The following is a 16558-nucleotide window of genomic DNA, read 5'->3' on the forward strand; positions in this document are numbered from 1 at the left end:
ACAGCACACGCGGCCGAGGAGTCACCCGGATGAGCACCACCCAGAGCGAGAGGCTGCGAGGACTGCTGGAGCCTCTCGTCACCGCGAAGGGGCTGGATCTCGAGGAGATCACCGTGACTCCGGCCGGAAGACGGCGGGTGCTGCGCGTGGTGGTGGACTCCGACGACGGCGTGCGGCTCGACACCTGCGCGGAGCTGAGCCGCGAGGCCTCCGAGGCGCTGGACGAGACCGACGTGATGGGCGGCGCCCCGTACGTCCTCGAGGTCACCTCACCCGGCACCGACCGCCCGCTGACCGAGCCGCGGCACTACCGCCGCGCCGTCGGCAGGCTGGTCAGGGCCCGGCTGACGGAGGAGGCGGGCGGCGGCGAGCTGGTCGCCCGCGTCGGAGCGGCGGACGAGGAGGGCGTGGACGTGGAGGTGCCCGGCGTCAAGGGACGCAGGCCCACCGCCCGCCGCCTCGCCTACACCGAGATCGCCAGGGCCCGGGTGGAGATCGAGTTCAACCGCAAGGCCGCCGAGAAGGCCGAGAAGGCGCGTCAGGCTGCGGCCTCTGACGAAGAGAGCCAGGAGGAGGCGTAGCCGTGGACATCGACATGAGTGCCCTGCGGGGTCTGGTGAGGGAGAAGGAGATCTCCTTCGACCTGTTGGTCGAGGCGATCGAGGCCGCTCTTCTCATCGCGTACCACCGCACCGAGGGAAGCCGCCGCCAGGCCCGCGTGGAGCTGGACCGCTCCACCGGCCATGTGACGGTGTGGGCCAAGGAGGACCCGGCCGATCTGCCCGAGGGCGCCGAGCCGCGCGAGTTCGACGACACCCCCTCCGGGTTCGGACGGATCGCCGCGACCACCGCCAAGCAGGTCATCCTGCAGCGTCTGCGGGATGCCGAGGAGGAGGTCACCCTCGGCGAGTACGCCGGGCGCGAGGGCGACATCGTCACGGGGGTCGTCCAGCAGGGGAAGGATCCGCGCAGCGTCCTTGTTGACATCGGCAGGCTCGAGGCGATCCTGCCCCCGCAGGAGCAGGTGCCCGGCGAGGACTACTCGCACGGCACCCGGCTGCGCACCTATGTCGTGCGGGTCGCCAAGGGCGTGCGCGGTCCGTCGGTGACCCTCTCGCGCACCCACCCCAACCTGGTGAAGAAGCTCTTCGCCCTGGAGGTGCCCGAGATCGCGGACGGCTCGGTGGAGATCGCGGCCATCGCGCGCGAGGCCGGCCACCGCACCAAGATCGCGGTACGGTCCACCCGTGCGGGCCTGAACGCCAAGGGCGCGTGCATCGGCCCGATGGGCGGCCGGGTGCGCAATGTGATGGCCGAGCTGCAGGGCGAGAAGATCGACATCGTGGACTGGTCGGACGACCCGGCGGAGATGGTGGCCAACGCGCTCTCGCCCGCCAGGGTGAGCGGGGTGGACGTCGTGGACGCCACGGCCCGGTCGGCCAGGGTCACCGTGCCCGACTACCAGCTCTCGCTGGCGATCGGGAAGGAAGGGCAGAACGCCCGGCTCGCCGCCCGGCTCACCGGCTGGCGGATCGACATCCGCCCGGACGTCGAGCAGAGCGGAGAACGCGGTGGGGAGCACCGGGGGAGCGGCGCGGAGAGGGGCTGAGAGGGGCTGAGAGGTCTGTCACCGTCCGTACCCCACCGACGACCCCGCCAACGGCGCAATCGGCGCGGGGAGGTAGACTGAAGAGTGTCTGACCGGACGCGCGCCCGCGCATGCCCTGAACGCACCTGTGTGGGTTGTCGGGAGCGGTCGGGCAAGGGCGATCTGCTGCGTGTGGTGCTGGTCGGGAACAGATGCGTTCCGGACCATCGCGGTACGCTGCCCGGCCGGGGCGCTTATCTGCACCCCGCACCGACCTGTGTCGACCTGGCGGTCCGCCGCCGGGCGTTCCAGCGGGCCTTCCGGGCCGGCGGACCGCTCGATACCGCGGAGCTGCTGCAGGCAGTACCGCGGGCAACACCGTAAGACAGCAAGCACGCACGACGTCCGTACGGCACCCCGCCGTGCGGGACAGGTACCTCGCGAGTTGGAAGTAGGTCGAGATTGCGATGAGCACTCGATGAGTACGCGATGAGTACGCCCATGCAGTAGCGAAGGTCCGGCGGACGAATCCCTCCGGACCGTAAGGAGCGAAGTGGCTAAGGTCCGGGTATACGAGCTCGCCAAGGAGCTTGGAGTCGAGAGCAAGGTCGTCATGGCCAAGCTCCAGGAACTCGGTGAATTCGTCCGTTCGGCGTCCTCGACGATCGAGGCGCCGGTGGTACGCAAGCTGACCGACGCGTTCGACGCGGGCAACGGCGCCGGAGGCGCCAAGAAGTCCGCCGCGAAGCCCGCCGCCCCCCGCAAGGCGGCCCCCAAGCCGGGCGCCCCGAAGCCGGGTGCCTCCGCACCCCGCCCGGGTGCCCCCAAGCCCGGCGCGCCCAAGCCCCCGGCCCCCGCGGCCGAGGCGCCCAGGAGCGCGCCCCAGAAGAACGTCCCGGGTCCGGGTCCCGCCAAGAGCGGCCCGACCCCGCCGACCCCCGGTCCGCGTCCGGCCCCGGCCAAGCCGGGCCCGGCGCAGCCCCCGGCTCCGGCCAAGCCCGAGTTCACCGCGCCGCCGTCCGGCCAGGGCGCGCCGCGTCCGGGCGCCCCGAAGCCGGGTGGCCGTCCCGCCCCGGCGGGTCAGGACCGCCGCGGTCCCGGCGGTCCCAAGCCGGGCGGTCCCAAGCCGGGCGCCCGTCCGGCCGGCCCGCGTCCGGGCAACAACCCCTTCACCTCCGGCGGTTCCACCGGCATGGCGCGCCCGCAGGCGCCCCGTCCGGGCGGCGCCCCGCGTCCCGGCGGCCCCGGCGCCCCGGGCGGTCCGCGTCCCGGAGCCGGCCAGGGCGGCCCCCGCCCGCAGGCTCCCGGCGGCGGCCGCCCCAGCCCCGGCAACATGCCGCGTCCGCAGGGCGGACAGGGCGGCGCAGCGGGTCCGCGTCCGGGCGGCAACCGCCCGAACCCGGGCATGATGCCGCAGCGTCCGGCCGCGGGTCCGCGTCCGGGGCCCGGCGGCCGCGGTCCCGGCGGCGGCGCGGGCCGTCCCGGTGGCGGCGGCGGTCGTCCCGGTTTCGCCGGCCGTCCCGGTGGCGGCGGTGGCGGTCGTCCCGGTGGCGGCGGCGGGTTCGCCGGCCGTCCCGGCGGTGGCGGCGGTTTCGGTGGCCGTCCCGGTTTCGGTGGCCGTCCCGGTGGTCCCGGCGGCCGCGGCGGCACGCAGGGCGCCTTCGGCCGTCCCGGCGGTCCGGCGCGCCGCGGCCGCAAGTCGAAGCGGCAGAGGCGCCAGGAGTACGAGGCCATGCAGGCCCCGTCCATCGGCGGTGTGATGCTGCCGCGCGGCAAGGGCGAGACCGTCCGGCTGTCGCGCGGTGCGTCGCTCACCGACTTCGCGGAGAAGATCAACGCCAACCCGGCGTCGCTGGTCCAGGTGATGTTCAACCTGGGCGAGATGGTCACCGCGACCCAGTCGGTCTCCGACGAGACGCTTCACCTCCTCGGCGAGGAGATGAACTACGTCGTCCAGATCGTCAGCCCGGAGGAGGAGGACCGCGAGCTTCTCGAGTCCTTCGACATCGAGTTCGGCGAGGACGAGGGCGGCGAGGAGGCACTCGTCTCGCGTCCGCCGGTGGTGACCGTCATGGGTCACGTCGACCACGGTAAGACGCGCCTGCTGGACGCGATCCGCAAGACCAACGTCATCGAGGGCGAGGCCGGCGGCATCACCCAGCACATCGGTGCGTACCAGGCCGCGACCGAGGTCAACGACGAAGAGCGCAAGATCACCTTCATCGACACCCCCGGTCACGAGGCGTTCACCGCCATGCGTGCCCGCGGTGCGAAGTCGACCGACATCGCGATCCTGGTGGTGGCGGCCAACGACGGTGTGATGCCCCAGACGGTCGAGGCGCTCAACCACGCCAAGGCGGCCGACGTGCCGATCGTGGTGGCGGTCAACAAGATCGACGTCGAGGGCGCGGACCCGACCAAGGTGCGCGGCCAGCTCACCGAGTACGGGCTCGTGGCCGAGGAGTACGGCGGCGACACCATGTTCGTCGACATCTCCGCCAAGCAGGGCCTGAACATCGACGGGCTGCTGGAGGCCGTGGTCCTGACCGCGGACGCCTCGCTCGACCTGCGGGCCAACCCGGAGCAGGACGCGCAGGGCATCGCGATCGAGGCCCACCTCGACCGCGGCCGCGGCGCGGTGGCGACCGTGCTGGTCCAGCGCGGCACCCTGCGGGTCGGCGACACGGTCGTGGTCGGCGACGCCTACGGCCGCGTCCGGGCGATGCTCGACGACAAGGGCAACAACGTCCAGGAGGCCGGTCCGGCCACCCCGGTCCTGGTGCTGGGCCTGACCAGCGTCCCCGGCGCGGGCGACAACTTCCTGGTGGTCGACGAGGACCGCACGGCCCGGCAGATCGCCGAGAAGCGCGCCGCCCGCGAGCGCAACGCCGCCTTCGCCAAGCGCACCCGCAGGGTCTCCCTGGAGGACCTGGACAAGGTGCTCAAGGCCGGCGAGGTGCAGCAGCTCAACCTCATCATCAAGGGCGACGCGTCCGGTTCGGTCGAGGCGCTGGAGTCCTCGCTGCTCCAGCTCGACGTCGGTGAGGAGGTCGACCTGCGCATCCTGCACCGCGGCGTGGGTGCGGTCACCGAGACCGACATCGACCTGGCGACCGGCTCCGACGCCATCGTCATCGGCTTCAACGTGCGCGCCGAGGGGCGTGCCACGCAGATGGCCGAGCGCGAGGGCGTGGACGTCCGCTACTACTCGGTCATCTACCAGGTGATCGAGGAGATCGAGGCGGCCCTCAAGGGCATGCTCAAGCCGGAGTACGAGGAGGTCGAGCTGGGCACGGCGGAGATCCGCGAGGTCTTCCGCTCCTCCAAGCTCGGCAACATCGCGGGTGTCATCATCCGCTCCGGCGAGGTCAGGCGGAACACCAAGGCCCGTCTCATCCGCGACGGCAAGGTCGTGGCGGAGAACCTCAACATCGAGGGTCTGCGCCGCTTCAAGGACGACGTCACCGAGATCCGCGAAGGCTTCGAGGGCGGTATCAACCTCGGAAACTTCAACGACATCAAGATCGATGACGTCATCGCGACGTACGAGATGCGGGAGAAGCCCCGCGCCTGACCCCAGCCGGTGGGTGCCACCGGTGAACGGCCACGGAGCCTCCCGCCCCGGCGGGGGGCTCCCGGCCGTTATATGCGTCGATCACCGGGAACCGTTGCGTGTACGGTTTCCCGTGTCCTGCCGGGAGTCGGCAGGGCTTCGCCCCACGAGGCCCCACGGGTCGGCTGGACCCGCATCCCATGTACGTAGGCACACTCTCGTTCGACCTGCTGCTCGGCGACGTACGGTCGCTGAAGGAGAAGAGGTCGGTCGTCCGCCCGATCATCGCGGAGCTGCAGCGCAAGTACACGGTGAGCGTCGCGGAGGTCGGGGACCAGAACATCCACCGCAGGGCCCTGATCGGCCTCGCGACGGTCTCCGGGGACGCCGGGCACGTCTCGGACGTGCTCGACCGGTGCGAGCGGCTGGTGGCCGCCCGGCCGGAGGTGGAACTGCTGTCGGTGCGCCGGCGGTTCCACGGGGACGAGGACTGAACGCGTCCGGTGCGCAGCCCCGGCCGGACCGAACCGAACGATCCGAAACAGAAGGAAGCAGACACATGACCGACACCGCGCGGGCACGCAAACTGGCCGACCGCATCCGGGTCGTGGTCGCGGAGACCCTCCAGCGGCGGATCAAGGACCCGCGGCTCGGCTATGTGACGATCACCGACACCAGGGTCACCGGCGACCTGCGGGAGGCGACCGTCTTCTACACGGTCTACGGCGACGACGAGGAGCGGGCGGCCTCCGCCGCGGCGCTGGAGAGCGCCAAGGGCGTACTGCGCTCGGAGGTCGGGCGGCAGACCGGCGTGCGCTTCACGCCGTCTCTGACGTTCGTCCCGGACGCGCTCCCGGAGAACGCCCGGACCATCGACGACCTGCTGGCCAGGGCCAGGGCCTCGGACGCCCAGGTGCGCCAGGCGTCCTCCGGCGCCGCGTACGCGGGCGAGCCCGACCCGTACCGCAAGCCCGTGCGCGAGGAGGACGCCGAGGACGTCGGGGAGAGCGGGGACGCGGGGGACGACAAGGGCCGGGCGGACGGCGAGGACGCCTGACCCGTGGCACGCAAAGGAACCCAGGAGCCCGGCGGGCTGGTCGTCGTCGACAAGCCCGCCGGCTTCACCTCCCACGACGTGGTCGCCAAGATGCGCGGCATCGCCCGCACCCGCCGGGTCGGGCACGCCGGCACGCTGGACCCGATGGCCACCGGCGTCCTCGTCCTGGGCATCGAGAAGGCGACCCGGCTGCTGGGGCACCTGGCGCTGACGGAGAAGGAGTACGTCGGCACCATCCGCCTCGGCCAGAACACCGTCACCGACGACGCGGAGGGCGAGATCACGTCCTCCACGCCGGCGGACGGCATCGCCCGCGAGGCGATCGACGACGGCGTCGCCAAGCTGACCGGCGACATCCTCCAGGTCCCCTCGAAGGTCAGCGCGATCAAGGTCGACGGAAAGCGGTCCTACGCCCGGGTGCGCGAGGGCGAGGAGGTGGAGCTGGCCGCCCGGCCGGTCACCGTCTCCTCCTTCACCGTGCACGACGTCCGCGCCGGGAGCGCCGAGGACGGCACCCCCGTACTGGACCTGCTGGTCTCCGTCGTCTGCTCCTCCGGCACCTACATCCGGGCGCTCGCCCGTGACCTGGGCGCCGGGCTGGGGGCCGGCGGCCACCTCACGGCGCTGCGCCGCACCCGGGTCGGCCCGTACGGTCTGGACGCGGCGCGCACCCTGGAGCAGCACCAGGAGTCGCTGACCGTCATGCCCGTCGGCGAGGCGGCCGCGGCCGCCTTCCCGCGCTGGGACGTGGACGAGCGGCAGGCGAGGCTGCTGGCGAACGGCGTGCGGATCGCCATGCCGCCGTCCGGCCGTCCCGGACCGGTCGCGGTCTTCGGACCGGAGGACCGCTTCCTCGCGCTGGTCGAGGAGCAGGGGGGCAGGGCCAGGAGCCTGGCCGTCTTCGCCTGACCCGGCCCGGCGGGACGGTGGTACGCACCGTGGGTGTGGGCGCCGGATCCGGCGCCCACACCCACGATCCCCCTCCTGTGTGCATCTGGTTCTCTGTCCACCCGGAGGCCCGGAATCACCCCACCGGGCGGGCGCGCGGAGTGAATCACGGCGCGCACCGGGGCGCTTTCCGGTGGGATCCGTCCGGCGCGGGTCCCCGTGCGAACACGACGGGGGGTCATGGCACCCTTGGACCCGGCACCATCCACTGGTATTCGGCGAGGAGCGGGCACTGTGCAGCGCTGGCGTGGCTTGGAGGACATCCCCGAGGACTGGGGGCGCAGCGTCGTCACCATCGGCTCCTACGACGGGGTGCACCGCGGGCACCAGTTGATCATCGGCAGGGCGGTCGACCGCGCCCGCGAGCTGGGCGTACCGGCTGTCGTCGTCACCTTCGACCCGCATCCCAGCGAGGTCGTGCGGCCCGGCAGCCACCCGCCACTGCTCGCACCGCACCACCGGCGCGCGGAGCTGATGGCCGGCCTGGGGGTGGACGCGGTCCTCGTCCTGCCCTTCACCGAGGAGTTCTCGAAGCTGCCGCCGGCCGAGTTCGTGGTGAAGGTGCTGGTCGACAGGCTCCACGCCCGCACCGTCGTCGAGGGTCCCAACTTCCGTTTCGGCCACCGGGCGGCCGGCACCGTGGAGACCCTGGCCGAGCTGGGCCGGACGTACGACTACGACGTGATGGTCGTCGACCTGTTCGAGCGCGGGGAGGCGGGCGGCGGCGAGCCGTTCTCCTCCACCCTCACCCGCCGGCTGGTCGCCGAGGGCGACGTGCGGGGAGCCGCCGAGGTGCTGGGCAGGCCGCACCGGGTGGAGGGCGTGGTCGTCCGCGGCGCGCAGCGCGGACGCGAGATGGGCTATCCGACGGCCAACATCGAGACGCTGCCGCACACCGCGATCCCCGCCGACGGCGTCTACGCCGGATGGCTGGTGGTCGAGGGCGAGCCGATGCCCGCCGCGATCTCCGTCGGCACCAACCCGCAGTTCGAGGGCACCGAGCGGACGGTGGAGGCGTATGCCATCGACCGTGTGGACCTCGACCTCTACGGGCTCCACGTCGCGGTGGACTTCCTGGCCTACATCCGCGGCCAGGAGAGGTTCGACACGCTGGGGGAGCTGCTGGAGCGGATGGCCGAGGACGTGCGGGTGGCGAAGGAACTGCTGGGCTGAGCGACCCGGCCCACCCGCCCGCGGCGGACGAGCGGGGACGCGCATACGGGCGGGCCCGCCGGTATGCGCGTCGCCGCGCCGCCGTCACCGATCAGGCTGCTGCCACTGCGCGCCGGACGCGGGCGGCCCGGCGGCACCGTACGGCTGCTGGTGGGGGTGCGGCTGACCGGGCTGCGGCGGCTGCCCGTACGGCTGCTGGGGCTGCCCGTACGGCTGCTGGTGGGGGTGGGGTTGGCCGGGCTGCGGCTGCGGCGGGTAGGGGGCCTGCGGCTGCTGCTGGTGGCCGGGGTGTGCCTGGCCGGGCTGCGGCTGCGGCGGGTAGGGGGCCTGCGGCTGCTGCTGGTGGCCGGGGTGTGCCTGGCCGGGCTGCGGCTGCGGCGGTTGCTGCTGCGGCTGGCCGGGGATGGGCGGCGCGGTCAGCGGCGGGTTCCCGCCGGGAGACCACAGGCCCTGCTCCTGCTGATGGCGTGAGAAGTCCTCGGCGATCAGGGCGGCGAGGTTGAAGTACGCCTCGCGCGTCCTGGGCCGCATCATGTCCAGGTCCAGTTCCGCGCCCGCCGCGAGGTGCTCGTCGAACGGGACGACCACCACATCGCGGCAGCGCGTCTTGAAGTGCGCCACGATGTCGTCCACCTTGATCATCTTCCCGGTCTCGCGGACCCCGGAGATGACCGTGATGCTGCGCTGCACCAGATCGCCGTAACCGTGCGCGGAGAGCCAGTCCAGCGTCGTACTGGCGCTGCTGGCGCCGTCCACGGACGGGGTGGAGATGACGATCAGCTGGTCGGAGAGGTCGAGGACGCCGCGCATCGCGCTGTAGAGCAGGCCGGTGCCCGAGTCGGTGAGGATGATCGGGTACTGCTGTCCCAGCACGCCGATGACGCGCCGGTAGTCCTCGTCGTTGAAGGTCGTCGAGATCGCCGGGTCGACGTCGTTGGCGAGGATCTCCAGACCGGAGGGCGCCTGCGAGGTGAACCGGCGGATGTCCATGTAGCTGTTGAGGTACGGGATCGCCGTCACCAGGTCGCGGATCGTCGCACCCGTCTCGCGCCGCACCCGGCGGCCGAGCGTACCCGCGTCCGGGTTGGCGTCGATCGCGATGACCTTGTCCTGCCGCTCGCTGGCGAGCGTCGCGCCGAGCGCCGTGGTGGTCGTCGTCTTGCCGACGCCGCCCTTGAGACTGATCACCGCGATGCGGTAGCAGGACAGCACCGGAGTGCGGATGAGGTCGAGCTTGCGCTGCCGCTCGGCCTCCTCCCTCCTGGCCCCGATACGGAAGCGGGAGCCGCCGCGGTTGCTCTGCGGGCGGGGCTTCTTCTTCTGGTTCAGCAGGCGATCGGATGACAGCTCCACCGAAGCGGTGTACCCGAGTGCGCCGGGCCGGCTCGGAGGCTGCTGACGGGGGTCGGGCCAGGCGGAGCCGGCACGGGGGTCCTGCGGCGGCTGCTGCGGCAGCGGTTGCTGCGGGCCGGGCGCGGAGGGCTGGGCGGGAGGCATCGGCTGAGAGGGACCGGCCTGGGGAAAGCCGTAACCGCTCTGCGGTGCCGGAGGGTTGGGCGCTGCCGGGGGCTGCGGCTGTTGCTGCGCCGACGGCTGCGGCTGAGGGCGGGGGAAGCCGTAGCCGTCCTGGGAGGCGGACTCCGGGAGCGGCATGGGGACTCCGGCCTGACCGGTCGCGGGCCCGGGGGGCGGGCCGGGCTGCTGCGCGGCCGGGGGCAGGGGCTGAGGCGGCTGCTGGCCCCGCGACTGCTCCTGCGGCTGGGGGAAGCCGTAACCGCTCTGCGGTGCCGGAGGGTTGGGGGCGTTCGCGGGCTGCGGACGGTCGGGCTCGTTCTGAGGGACGGCGGGCGGCTGGGGGAAACCGTAACCGCCCTGCGCGGCAAGCTGGTTGGGCGCTGCCGGGGGCTGCGGCTGTTGCTGCGGCCGGGGTTGAGCCTGCGGCTGGGGGAGAGGGTAACCGTCCTGCGGCGCGGGCGGGCTGGGTGCAGCAGGCGCCGGCGCACCGGCCGGAGGAGCGGCGGGCTGGAAGTGCGGCGGCAGAGGAGGCAGCCCGACCGGTGCCCCGCCCTCCGGAGCGGTCTGCCACGGCGGCTGCGCGGGGGCCTGCGGAGCCGAACCGTGCGGCGGCTCACCGGCAGCTCCGGCTTCGGGCCCGGCTCCGGCTTCGGGTCCGGCTTCGGGTCCGGCTTCGGGGCCGACGGAACCGTCGGCCGCCCCGGGTTCCCCGCCCGCGTCGCCCTCGGACCGGGGTCGGGGCAGGGCATCGGAGCCGGCGGCCGGCGCCGGGACCGGGGGAGTCTCATCGGCGGAGGCCGCGTCACCGGACGGCTCACCGTCCGCGTTCTCGCGCAGGTACTCCCCGCCCTCGGCGGACTCCTCGGCCGCCTGCCGTCCGGCGATCTCCCGGCGCAGCGCGGCGGAGGAGAAACGCATGGTCGCGTCGGTGACGGGACCGTCGCCGGCGGGGTGCTCCACCTGCCGACCGTCCTGCTCGTCGCCGTCGCGGTCGCCGTCAGCGGCGCCCGGCGCCGGGCCGGTCCGCGGTTCACCGGACTCCTCCCGGACGTCCGCCGCCGGGGCGCCGGACGGCGTCGCCGGGGGGAAGGCGGGAGGCGCGTCGGCACCGGTACCGGCGTCCGCGTCCGTCCTGCCCGTCTCCGCCCCGTCCGCGGGGCCGGCGGAAGCGGCCGGCGGCCGCGGGGCGGGGTCGGCGTTCCGCGTGTACCAGGCAGGCGGCGTGTAGTCGATGGTGAACTCGCCCGTGGCGTCGAGTTCGTCCTTGGGCAGGTCGTCGCCGGGTTCGATCCCGTCGACGCGGATCTCGTCCCGGTCGCTGTTCACAATGCCTCCTGCTGATCTGGTCGAGCATCCCGGCCGAACCGCGCGGACCGCTCCCTGCCGACGGACGGGCGCGGCAACCGGCTCCCCCGCCGCCGCGGCCTCCGGCCCGTTCCTTCGGAATGTCCTGCCGCGCGCACGCCCACCCTAGTCGCCACAGGCCCCGAAACGGCATGCCGGTCCTGTCCCACTCGGGCAACGGGCCGGTGACGGGGCGGCAGACCGCGGACGGGCGGCCGGGGGAGCCGGCGGCGGACGTCAGTCCAGCCGCCGGGCCACGCCCAGCAGCCCCGTCTCCGCGTCGGTCGACCGGGTCAGCACGAACCGCCGGTCCCGGCCCGTGCACCACAGCGTCACACCGTCGGCGAGCGTGGACAGCGCCTCGGACTCCTGCCGGGACAGGGAGAGGATCCTGCCCACCTGCCGGGCCTCTTCGGGGGAGACCTGCTGGACACCGGTGAGCGAGGCGCCTCTGAGCAGCCGGGGGGCCACCGGGCTCAGATACGGAAGCAGCGTCAGCACCGACTGCCAGGGCCCCGAGGAGACCCGTCCGCGCGGCGGCTTCATGCCGCAGTCCCGGATCACCACGACCGGCGAGACGGCCGTGGCGCCCAGCGGCGGCACCCGGCCGACGTCGTGGAGCGTCATGCACTGCTGGCCGCCGCCCGCGGCCCGGGCCAGACCCGTCCATGCCTGGGGCCGGCCCGTCTCGACGGCCACCCGTGCGCCCGTGCCCGCCGCACGCAGCGCCAGCACCTGGGCCGTCCACAGGCCGCCGATCAGCACCACGTCGTAGGGGGCCGGGTGGTGGAGGCCGATGACGGCCGGACGGTCCTCGACGTCGACCCCGGCCACCACCCCGTCGTCACCGACCGGCAGGGCGAGCGCGTCCAGTTGTTCCGCGGAGAGGACGTGACGGGCCGTCCGCGGTCCGCGCAGTCCGAACCCCAGACGGGAACGCGCGGCCGTGCGCACCGAGTCGGCGGATCCGGGCATCAGCGTGTCCCTCCCAGCGGCAGCGTCGCCAGCACCCCGGGCACCTGCTCGCGGTCCAGCCTGGCGATCCCGACGCGGTGCTCCCGCGCCAGCCGCTCCAGCACATGCCGGGCGTCGACCAGTTCGGCGTCGCTGCGGGCGGTGATGCGCACATGCCCGCGTATCGCGACCGAACGGCTCCCGCCCCGGCTCAGGGTCAGACCGAAGGTGGTGGCCAGGGCGGGCAGGCCCGTCAGCGACGCCACCAGCGACGGCAGCGGAGCGGCCCCCGGCCCCAGCTCGGGCCAGCGCGACACCGCGTACGTGGTGTTCCAGCGGTCGTCGCACCGCCAGGCACGGGCCTTCTCCTCGGTGCGCCGCGCGGGAGCGGAGTCGGGGCGTCCTGCCCGCGCCGTGGCCGCAGGGCTCGCCCCGGCCGACGTCGCCAGAGCGGTGACCAGTTCCTGCTCCGGCAGCAGCGTCGCCCGGAACCCCGCACCGGCCAGCCGGCTCGCCAACTGGTCAGCGGCGCGCACCAGGCAGCGCTGCGCTCCTTCCAGGCCGTCCCCGCGCGCCCGGACCGCCTCCCGGCACAACTCCGGATCGAGCTTGAGGGCCACCCAGGTCACACGCACGGCCGGTGCGCCGCACGACGCCTGCAGGGGGCCGTAACTGGAGGCGGCCACCGACTGCGCCGGCAGATGCGGCGCCGGGGCGGGCTGGGTGTACTGCACCGCCTGCACCGACTCCAGCCGTATGCCGTCCACCTCCAGGGCGTCGGAGAGCAGCCGCAGCGGCAGGGGCCGCTCGCCGGGGCCGGAGCGCAGAGCGGAGGGGCGGGGCTCGACGCGCAGCACGGCCGTCAGGAACGTGCCGTCACCCACCATGCCGACACCGCGCCGTTCGCGGTCGACGTAGGTCAGGCTGCGCAGGGCCGGATCGCACTCGATGGCCGGGGCCAGGCCCGGATCGGTGTCCACAGGCAGCACCTCGGCGGCGGCCCGCCGCCTGCGACGGCGCAGCGCCATGACGGTGCCCAGCCACTCCGGGAGCGGACGGCCGCGCCGCCGAAGCACCGTCACGAACAGCAGGGCGACGGCCACCACGGCCGCCGGGAGCACCAGGACCTCGTGCACGGCGGCCGCGGCCAGTACCCCCGCCGCGGCCAGCTCGGCCAGAACCAGATGGTGCAGCCGGAGCGGCCCCAGGCCGCGGCGGCGTGCCTCGGCGCGCGGCGTGGCCGAGCGCACCGGACGCGGCCTCGCGGGCTCGGGGCGTGCGCCGTCCGGCGCCGGGCTGTCGGGCGCGGACGTGGCGGTCCGGGCCCGCGTGGCGGTCCCCATCCCCTGTAGATCCCCTTGTGTCCGTAATCACCCTGACCCTCCAGGGCGTTGGTCGGGCGATCACCCTACCGGAGCAGCAGGGGCCGATCGCCAACGGGCATAGTAGGGGCCCGGACCGACAGAAGGCAGCAGTGGCGGTGCTCCGGAATCCCGGGGGACACTGGGCCCACCAGTGGGGAGAAGCAGCGAGAGATGGCATCACGGCGGGACGAGCTCAACGCCTACACCTTCGCCAAGAAGCGGCTGGTCTCGGCATTCCTCCAGCCCACACCGACCGGCACCGAGGAGGGAGCGCCGCGCCCGCTGCGGGCGGTGCTCCCCGGGCTGGTCGTCGGGGTGGTGATCCTGGCGGGCTTCGGGGCCTGGGGGATGTTCAAGCCCAAGGCGCCCAAGGGCTGGGACAACCCCGGTGAGAAGGTCATCATCGGCAGCGAGTCCACCACCCGCTACGTCGTCCTCGAAACCAGGGGGAAGAAGCAGCTCCACCCGGTACTCAACCTGGCCTCCGCGAAACTCCTGCTGGATCCGGGCAAGTTCGGGATCGTCGAGGTCGACGAGAAGGTCCTCGACAGCGGGAAGATCCCGCACGGCGCCACCATCGGCATCCCCTACGCCCCCGACCGGCTGCCCGGCAAGGAGGAGGCGACGAAGGCCAAACGCTGGGCCGTGTGCGTCCAGCCCGGCGACGACGGCGTGCAGAAGGCGGTCTTCGTCCTCGCCGACCGGGACGCCAAGCGGGTCGAGGGGAGGAACCGGCTGCGCGGCGGCCAGGTGTTGTACGTCAGGGGCCCCGGCGAGGAACTGCACATCGTCGACGCGCAGGGCACCGCGTACCCCATCGAGGCGGACGACACGCTGCTGCGCACCGTCGTCGGCGACACGCGGCCCCAGGACGTCACCGGCGACTGGCTCAAGACCCTCAAGCAGGGCGACCCGGTCCGGTTCCCCGAGGGGATCGAGGAAACGGGAACCCCGGCCGGAGCCCCCGGCGACCTGGACGCCGAGGCCAACCGGGTCGGCATGGTGCTGCGCGCCCCCTCCGGCACCGGCCACCAGCACTACGTGGTGCTCAGGGACCAGATCAGGCCGGTCACCGACTTCATGGCCAAGCTGCTGCTCAACAGCCCGCAGGCCACCGTGCTCGGCCAGCAGGGCAAGGCCCGGGAGGTCAGCGCCGGCGCCATCCGGCCCGAGAGCACCTTCTACGGCGACAGCCTCAACTGGCCCGAGGCGGAACCGAGCGCGGTCAACCGGGCGGACAGCGGCCGGGACGCCCTGTGCAGCGTGCTGCGCGGCGTCGACGAGAAGAAGGGCACCACGACGCTCAGCACCTGGGCGGGCGAGGACTATCCGGCCACCCTGCCCAACGGGGCCACCAGCGCCTACGTGACCCCCGGATCGGGCCTGCTCTTCCGTCAGGTCACCGGGCGGGACACCGGATCCGGCGGAGTCTTCCTGGTGACCGACACCGGTCTGCGCTACGCGGTGCAGGCGAACACCGACAGCGGCCGGGACGAGTCCGAGATCGGCACGGACGGTGGGAAGAAGGACCCGGCGCAGAGCGTCCAGGAAGGCAACCAGGCGCAGATCATGCTCGGTTACCAGGGCGTCCGGCCGGTGCCGGTGCCCGCCGCCTGGTCGGGCTTCCTGCCAACCGGGCCGAGGCTGAGCACGAGCGCGGCGAAGCAGCCGCAGGGTTCCTGAGCCGGGAGAGCGCGAGATGACGGACACTTCGGCCACCACCACACCCGCCCCGACGAGGCGGGCGGCGCTCCCGACGGCCGCGGCGGTCGGCCTGGCGGCCATGGGCGCCGTCGCCGGCCCCCTGGCCTGGGCACCGCCGGCCGTCGCGGACACCGGGCAGTGCACCTTCCCCGCCAAGCCCTTCGAGGGCAGGCCCTGGTCGCTGAAACGGGTGATCCTGGACCAGTTGTGGGAGAAGACGAAAGGTGGGGGCGTCAAGGTCGCGGTCATCGACACCGGAGTGGACGACGACCACCCCCAGCTGAAGGAAGCGGTCGACGCCGGACTGGGCATGAGCAACCTGCCCGCCCCCGAGAAGGACGAGTACGGCAACACCCCCGAGCCACCCGCGAAGGACGGCACGGAGGACACCGTCGGCCACGGCACCAAGGTCGCGGGCATCATCGCCGCGCGCCCGGCCGAGAACACCGGATTCGTCGGCATCGCCCCCGAGGCGACCATCATCCCCATCCAGCAGAACGACGCCGCCGGGAGGGGAAACACCGACAGCATGGCCGAGGCCATCGACCACGCGGTCGACGTCGGGGCGAAGGTCGTCAACATCTCGCAGGACACCACCAGGGCCCTCAAGCCCAACTCGAAACTCGAGCAGGCGGTGAACCGCGCACTGGCCAAGAACGTCGTCATCGTCGCCTCGGCCGGCAACGACGGCCTGGGCGGCAACGTGAAGGAGACCTACCCGGCCTCCTACGAGGGCGTCATCGCCGTCGCCTCCTCCGACCGGAACAACGAGAGGGCGCCCTTCTCCCAGTCCGGAGACTTCGTGGACGTCGCCGCGCCCGGCGTCGACATGATCTCCACGGTCCCGGGCGGAGGCCACTGCGCCGACAACGGCACCAGCTTCTCGGCGCCCTACGTGGCGGGCGTGGCGGCCCTGCTCGTGGCCGAGCACCCGGACTGGGAACCGCACCACGTCGCGGCCCAGATCGCGCAGACCGCCGAGCGGTCCGTACCCGGGCACGACCGCCACGTGGGCTGGGGCGTCGTCGACCCCGTCCGGGCGCTCACCGAGGACGACAGTCGGATCGAGAAGCCGGTGGCCCGCGAGGGCGTGGACCGGGCCGAACCGCCCACCCCGGCCGAACTCCACCTCGGCGAGACCCCGCAGGAACGCGACAGGCGCCTGGGCACCTACACGGTGGTCGGGGGAGGCGTCCTGGTGTCGGTGATAGCCGGGGGCTCGCTGGTGTACCGGGACTGGCGGCGCAGACGGGGACCGGCCGAGGAGCGCGTCCGCGGCGCCGGGACGCCCATGTGACGTGCCGGAGAACCGGGTTGCCGTCGTGTCACAGGCAGTGGCTAGAGTGATGGGGCACGGA

At 73.4% G+C, this 16558-nt stretch carries 13 protein-coding genes; 10 read left to right on the forward strand and 3 right to left on the reverse strand.

All coding sequences use genetic code 11. The features are described 5' to 3' along the window. The first annotated feature begins 29 nt into the window (after positions 1 to 29). The 8 genes from rimP to IQ279_RS15435 all read left to right on the forward strand — a co-directional run bounded on the left by rimP (position 30) and on the right by IQ279_RS15435 (position 8319). Complete coding sequence (gene rimP / locus IQ279_RS15400) at positions 30 to 581, forward strand: ribosome maturation factor RimP (RefSeq protein ID WP_206349086.1); 552 nt, start codon at positions 30 to 32, stop codon at positions 579 to 581. A 2-nt stretch (positions 582 to 583) separates the two neighbouring features. Further along, positions 584 to 1609: a transcription termination factor NusA gene (gene nusA, locus IQ279_RS15405; protein ID WP_206349087.1), complete on the forward strand. Its 1026-nt coding sequence runs from the start codon at positions 584 to 586 to the stop codon at positions 1607 to 1609. Between the two features lie 84 nt (positions 1610 to 1693). Further along, on the forward strand, positions 1694 to 1972 hold the full coding sequence (locus IQ279_RS15410; protein WP_093850722.1) for a YlxR family protein: 279 nt from the start codon (positions 1694 to 1696) through the stop codon (positions 1970 to 1972). Positions 1973 to 2141: 169 nt separating this feature from the next. Then, positions 2142 to 5162: a translation initiation factor IF-2 gene (gene infB / locus IQ279_RS15415; RefSeq protein WP_206349088.1), complete on the forward strand. Its 3021-nt coding sequence runs from the start codon at positions 2142 to 2144 to the stop codon at positions 5160 to 5162. A gap of 179 nt (positions 5163 to 5341) precedes the next feature. Further along, positions 5342 to 5635 (forward strand): DUF503 domain-containing protein, encoded by a 294-nt coding sequence (locus tag IQ279_RS15420; RefSeq protein ID WP_093850724.1) that lies wholly within the window; start codon positions 5342 to 5344, stop codon positions 5633 to 5635. A gap of 65 nt (positions 5636 to 5700) precedes the next feature. Beyond that, positions 5701 to 6198: a 30S ribosome-binding factor RbfA gene (rbfA, locus tag IQ279_RS15425; RefSeq protein WP_206349089.1), complete on the forward strand. Its 498-nt coding sequence runs from the start codon at positions 5701 to 5703 to the stop codon at positions 6196 to 6198. Between the two features lie 3 nt (positions 6199 to 6201). Beyond that, a complete protein-coding gene (gene truB, locus IQ279_RS15430) occupies positions 6202 to 7107 on the forward strand; it encodes a tRNA pseudouridine(55) synthase TruB (RefSeq protein ID WP_206349090.1) in 906 nt (301 codons plus the stop codon). 273 nt (positions 7108 to 7380) lie between these two features. After that, positions 7381 to 8319, forward strand: coding sequence for a bifunctional riboflavin kinase/FAD synthetase (locus IQ279_RS15435; protein WP_206349091.1), 939 nt, complete (start codon positions 7381 to 7383; stop codon positions 8317 to 8319). A gap of 84 nt (positions 8320 to 8403) precedes the next feature. On the opposite strand, the gene IQ279_RS15440 is transcribed toward IQ279_RS15435, so the two are convergent. From IQ279_RS15440 to eccE, 3 genes are all read right to left on the reverse strand, one after another. Next, the gene (locus IQ279_RS15440; protein ID WP_206349092.1) at positions 8404 to 11160 is read right to left on the reverse strand and encodes an SCO5717 family growth-regulating ATPase; all 2757 of its coding nucleotides are present in this window, start codon (positions 11158 to 11160) and stop codon (positions 8404 to 8406) included. 255 nt (positions 11161 to 11415) lie between these two features. Beyond that, complete coding sequence (locus IQ279_RS15445; RefSeq protein WP_206349093.1) at positions 11416 to 12153, reverse strand: hypothetical protein; 738 nt, start codon at positions 12151 to 12153, stop codon at positions 11416 to 11418. After that, the gene (gene eccE / locus IQ279_RS15450; protein ID WP_206349094.1) at positions 12153 to 13475 is read right to left on the reverse strand and encodes a type VII secretion protein EccE; all 1323 of its coding nucleotides are present in this window, start codon (positions 13473 to 13475) and stop codon (positions 12153 to 12155) included. The genes IQ279_RS15445 and eccE overlap by 1 nt, the downstream gene beginning before the upstream one ends. Before the next feature lie 192 nt (positions 13476 to 13667). On the opposite strand from eccE, the gene eccB reads away from it, so the two are divergent. Both eccB and mycP read left to right on the forward strand, forming a co-directional pair. Then, entirely contained in the window at positions 13668 to 15179 is a 1512-nt protein-coding gene (eccB, locus tag IQ279_RS15455; protein ID WP_206349095.1) for a type VII secretion protein EccB, read from the forward strand. A 16-nt stretch (positions 15180 to 15195) separates the two neighbouring features. Next, a complete protein-coding gene (mycP, locus tag IQ279_RS15460; protein WP_206349096.1) occupies positions 15196 to 16497 on the forward strand; it encodes a type VII secretion-associated serine protease mycosin in 1302 nt (433 codons plus the stop codon). Positions 16498 to 16558 lie beyond the last annotated feature (61 nt).

Origin of the sequence: Streptomyces verrucosisporus (assembly GCF_017114865.1) — a bacterium.
Classification (GTDB): Bacteria; Actinomycetota; Actinomycetes; order Streptomycetales; family Streptomycetaceae; genus Streptomyces; species Streptomyces fenghuangensis.

Bases quoted from the DNA above. Each gene is read 5' to 3' on its own strand.
- eccB (WP_206349095.1), top strand. From the start codon at position 13,668: ATGGCATCACGGCGGGACGAGCTCAACGCCTACACCTTCGCCAAGAAG.
- IQ279_RS15420 (WP_093850724.1), top strand. From the start codon at position 5,342: ATGTACGTAGGCACACTCTCGTTCGACCTGCTGCTCGGCGACGTACGG.
- mycP (WP_206349096.1), top strand. From the start codon at position 15,196: ATGACGGACACTTCGGCCACCACCACACCCGCCCCGACGAGGCGGGCG.
- IQ279_RS15445 (WP_206349093.1), bottom strand. From the start codon at position 12,153: ATGCCCGGATCCGCCGACTCGGTGCGCACGGCCGCGCGTTCCCGTCTG.
- eccE (WP_206349094.1), bottom strand. From the start codon at position 13,475: ATGGGGACCGCCACGCGGGCCCGGACCGCCACGTCCGCGCCCGACAGC.
- rbfA (WP_206349089.1), top strand. From the start codon at position 5,701: ATGACCGACACCGCGCGGGCACGCAAACTGGCCGACCGCATCCGGGTC.
- rimP (WP_206349086.1), top strand. From the start codon at position 30: ATGAGCACCACCCAGAGCGAGAGGCTGCGAGGACTGCTGGAGCCTCTC.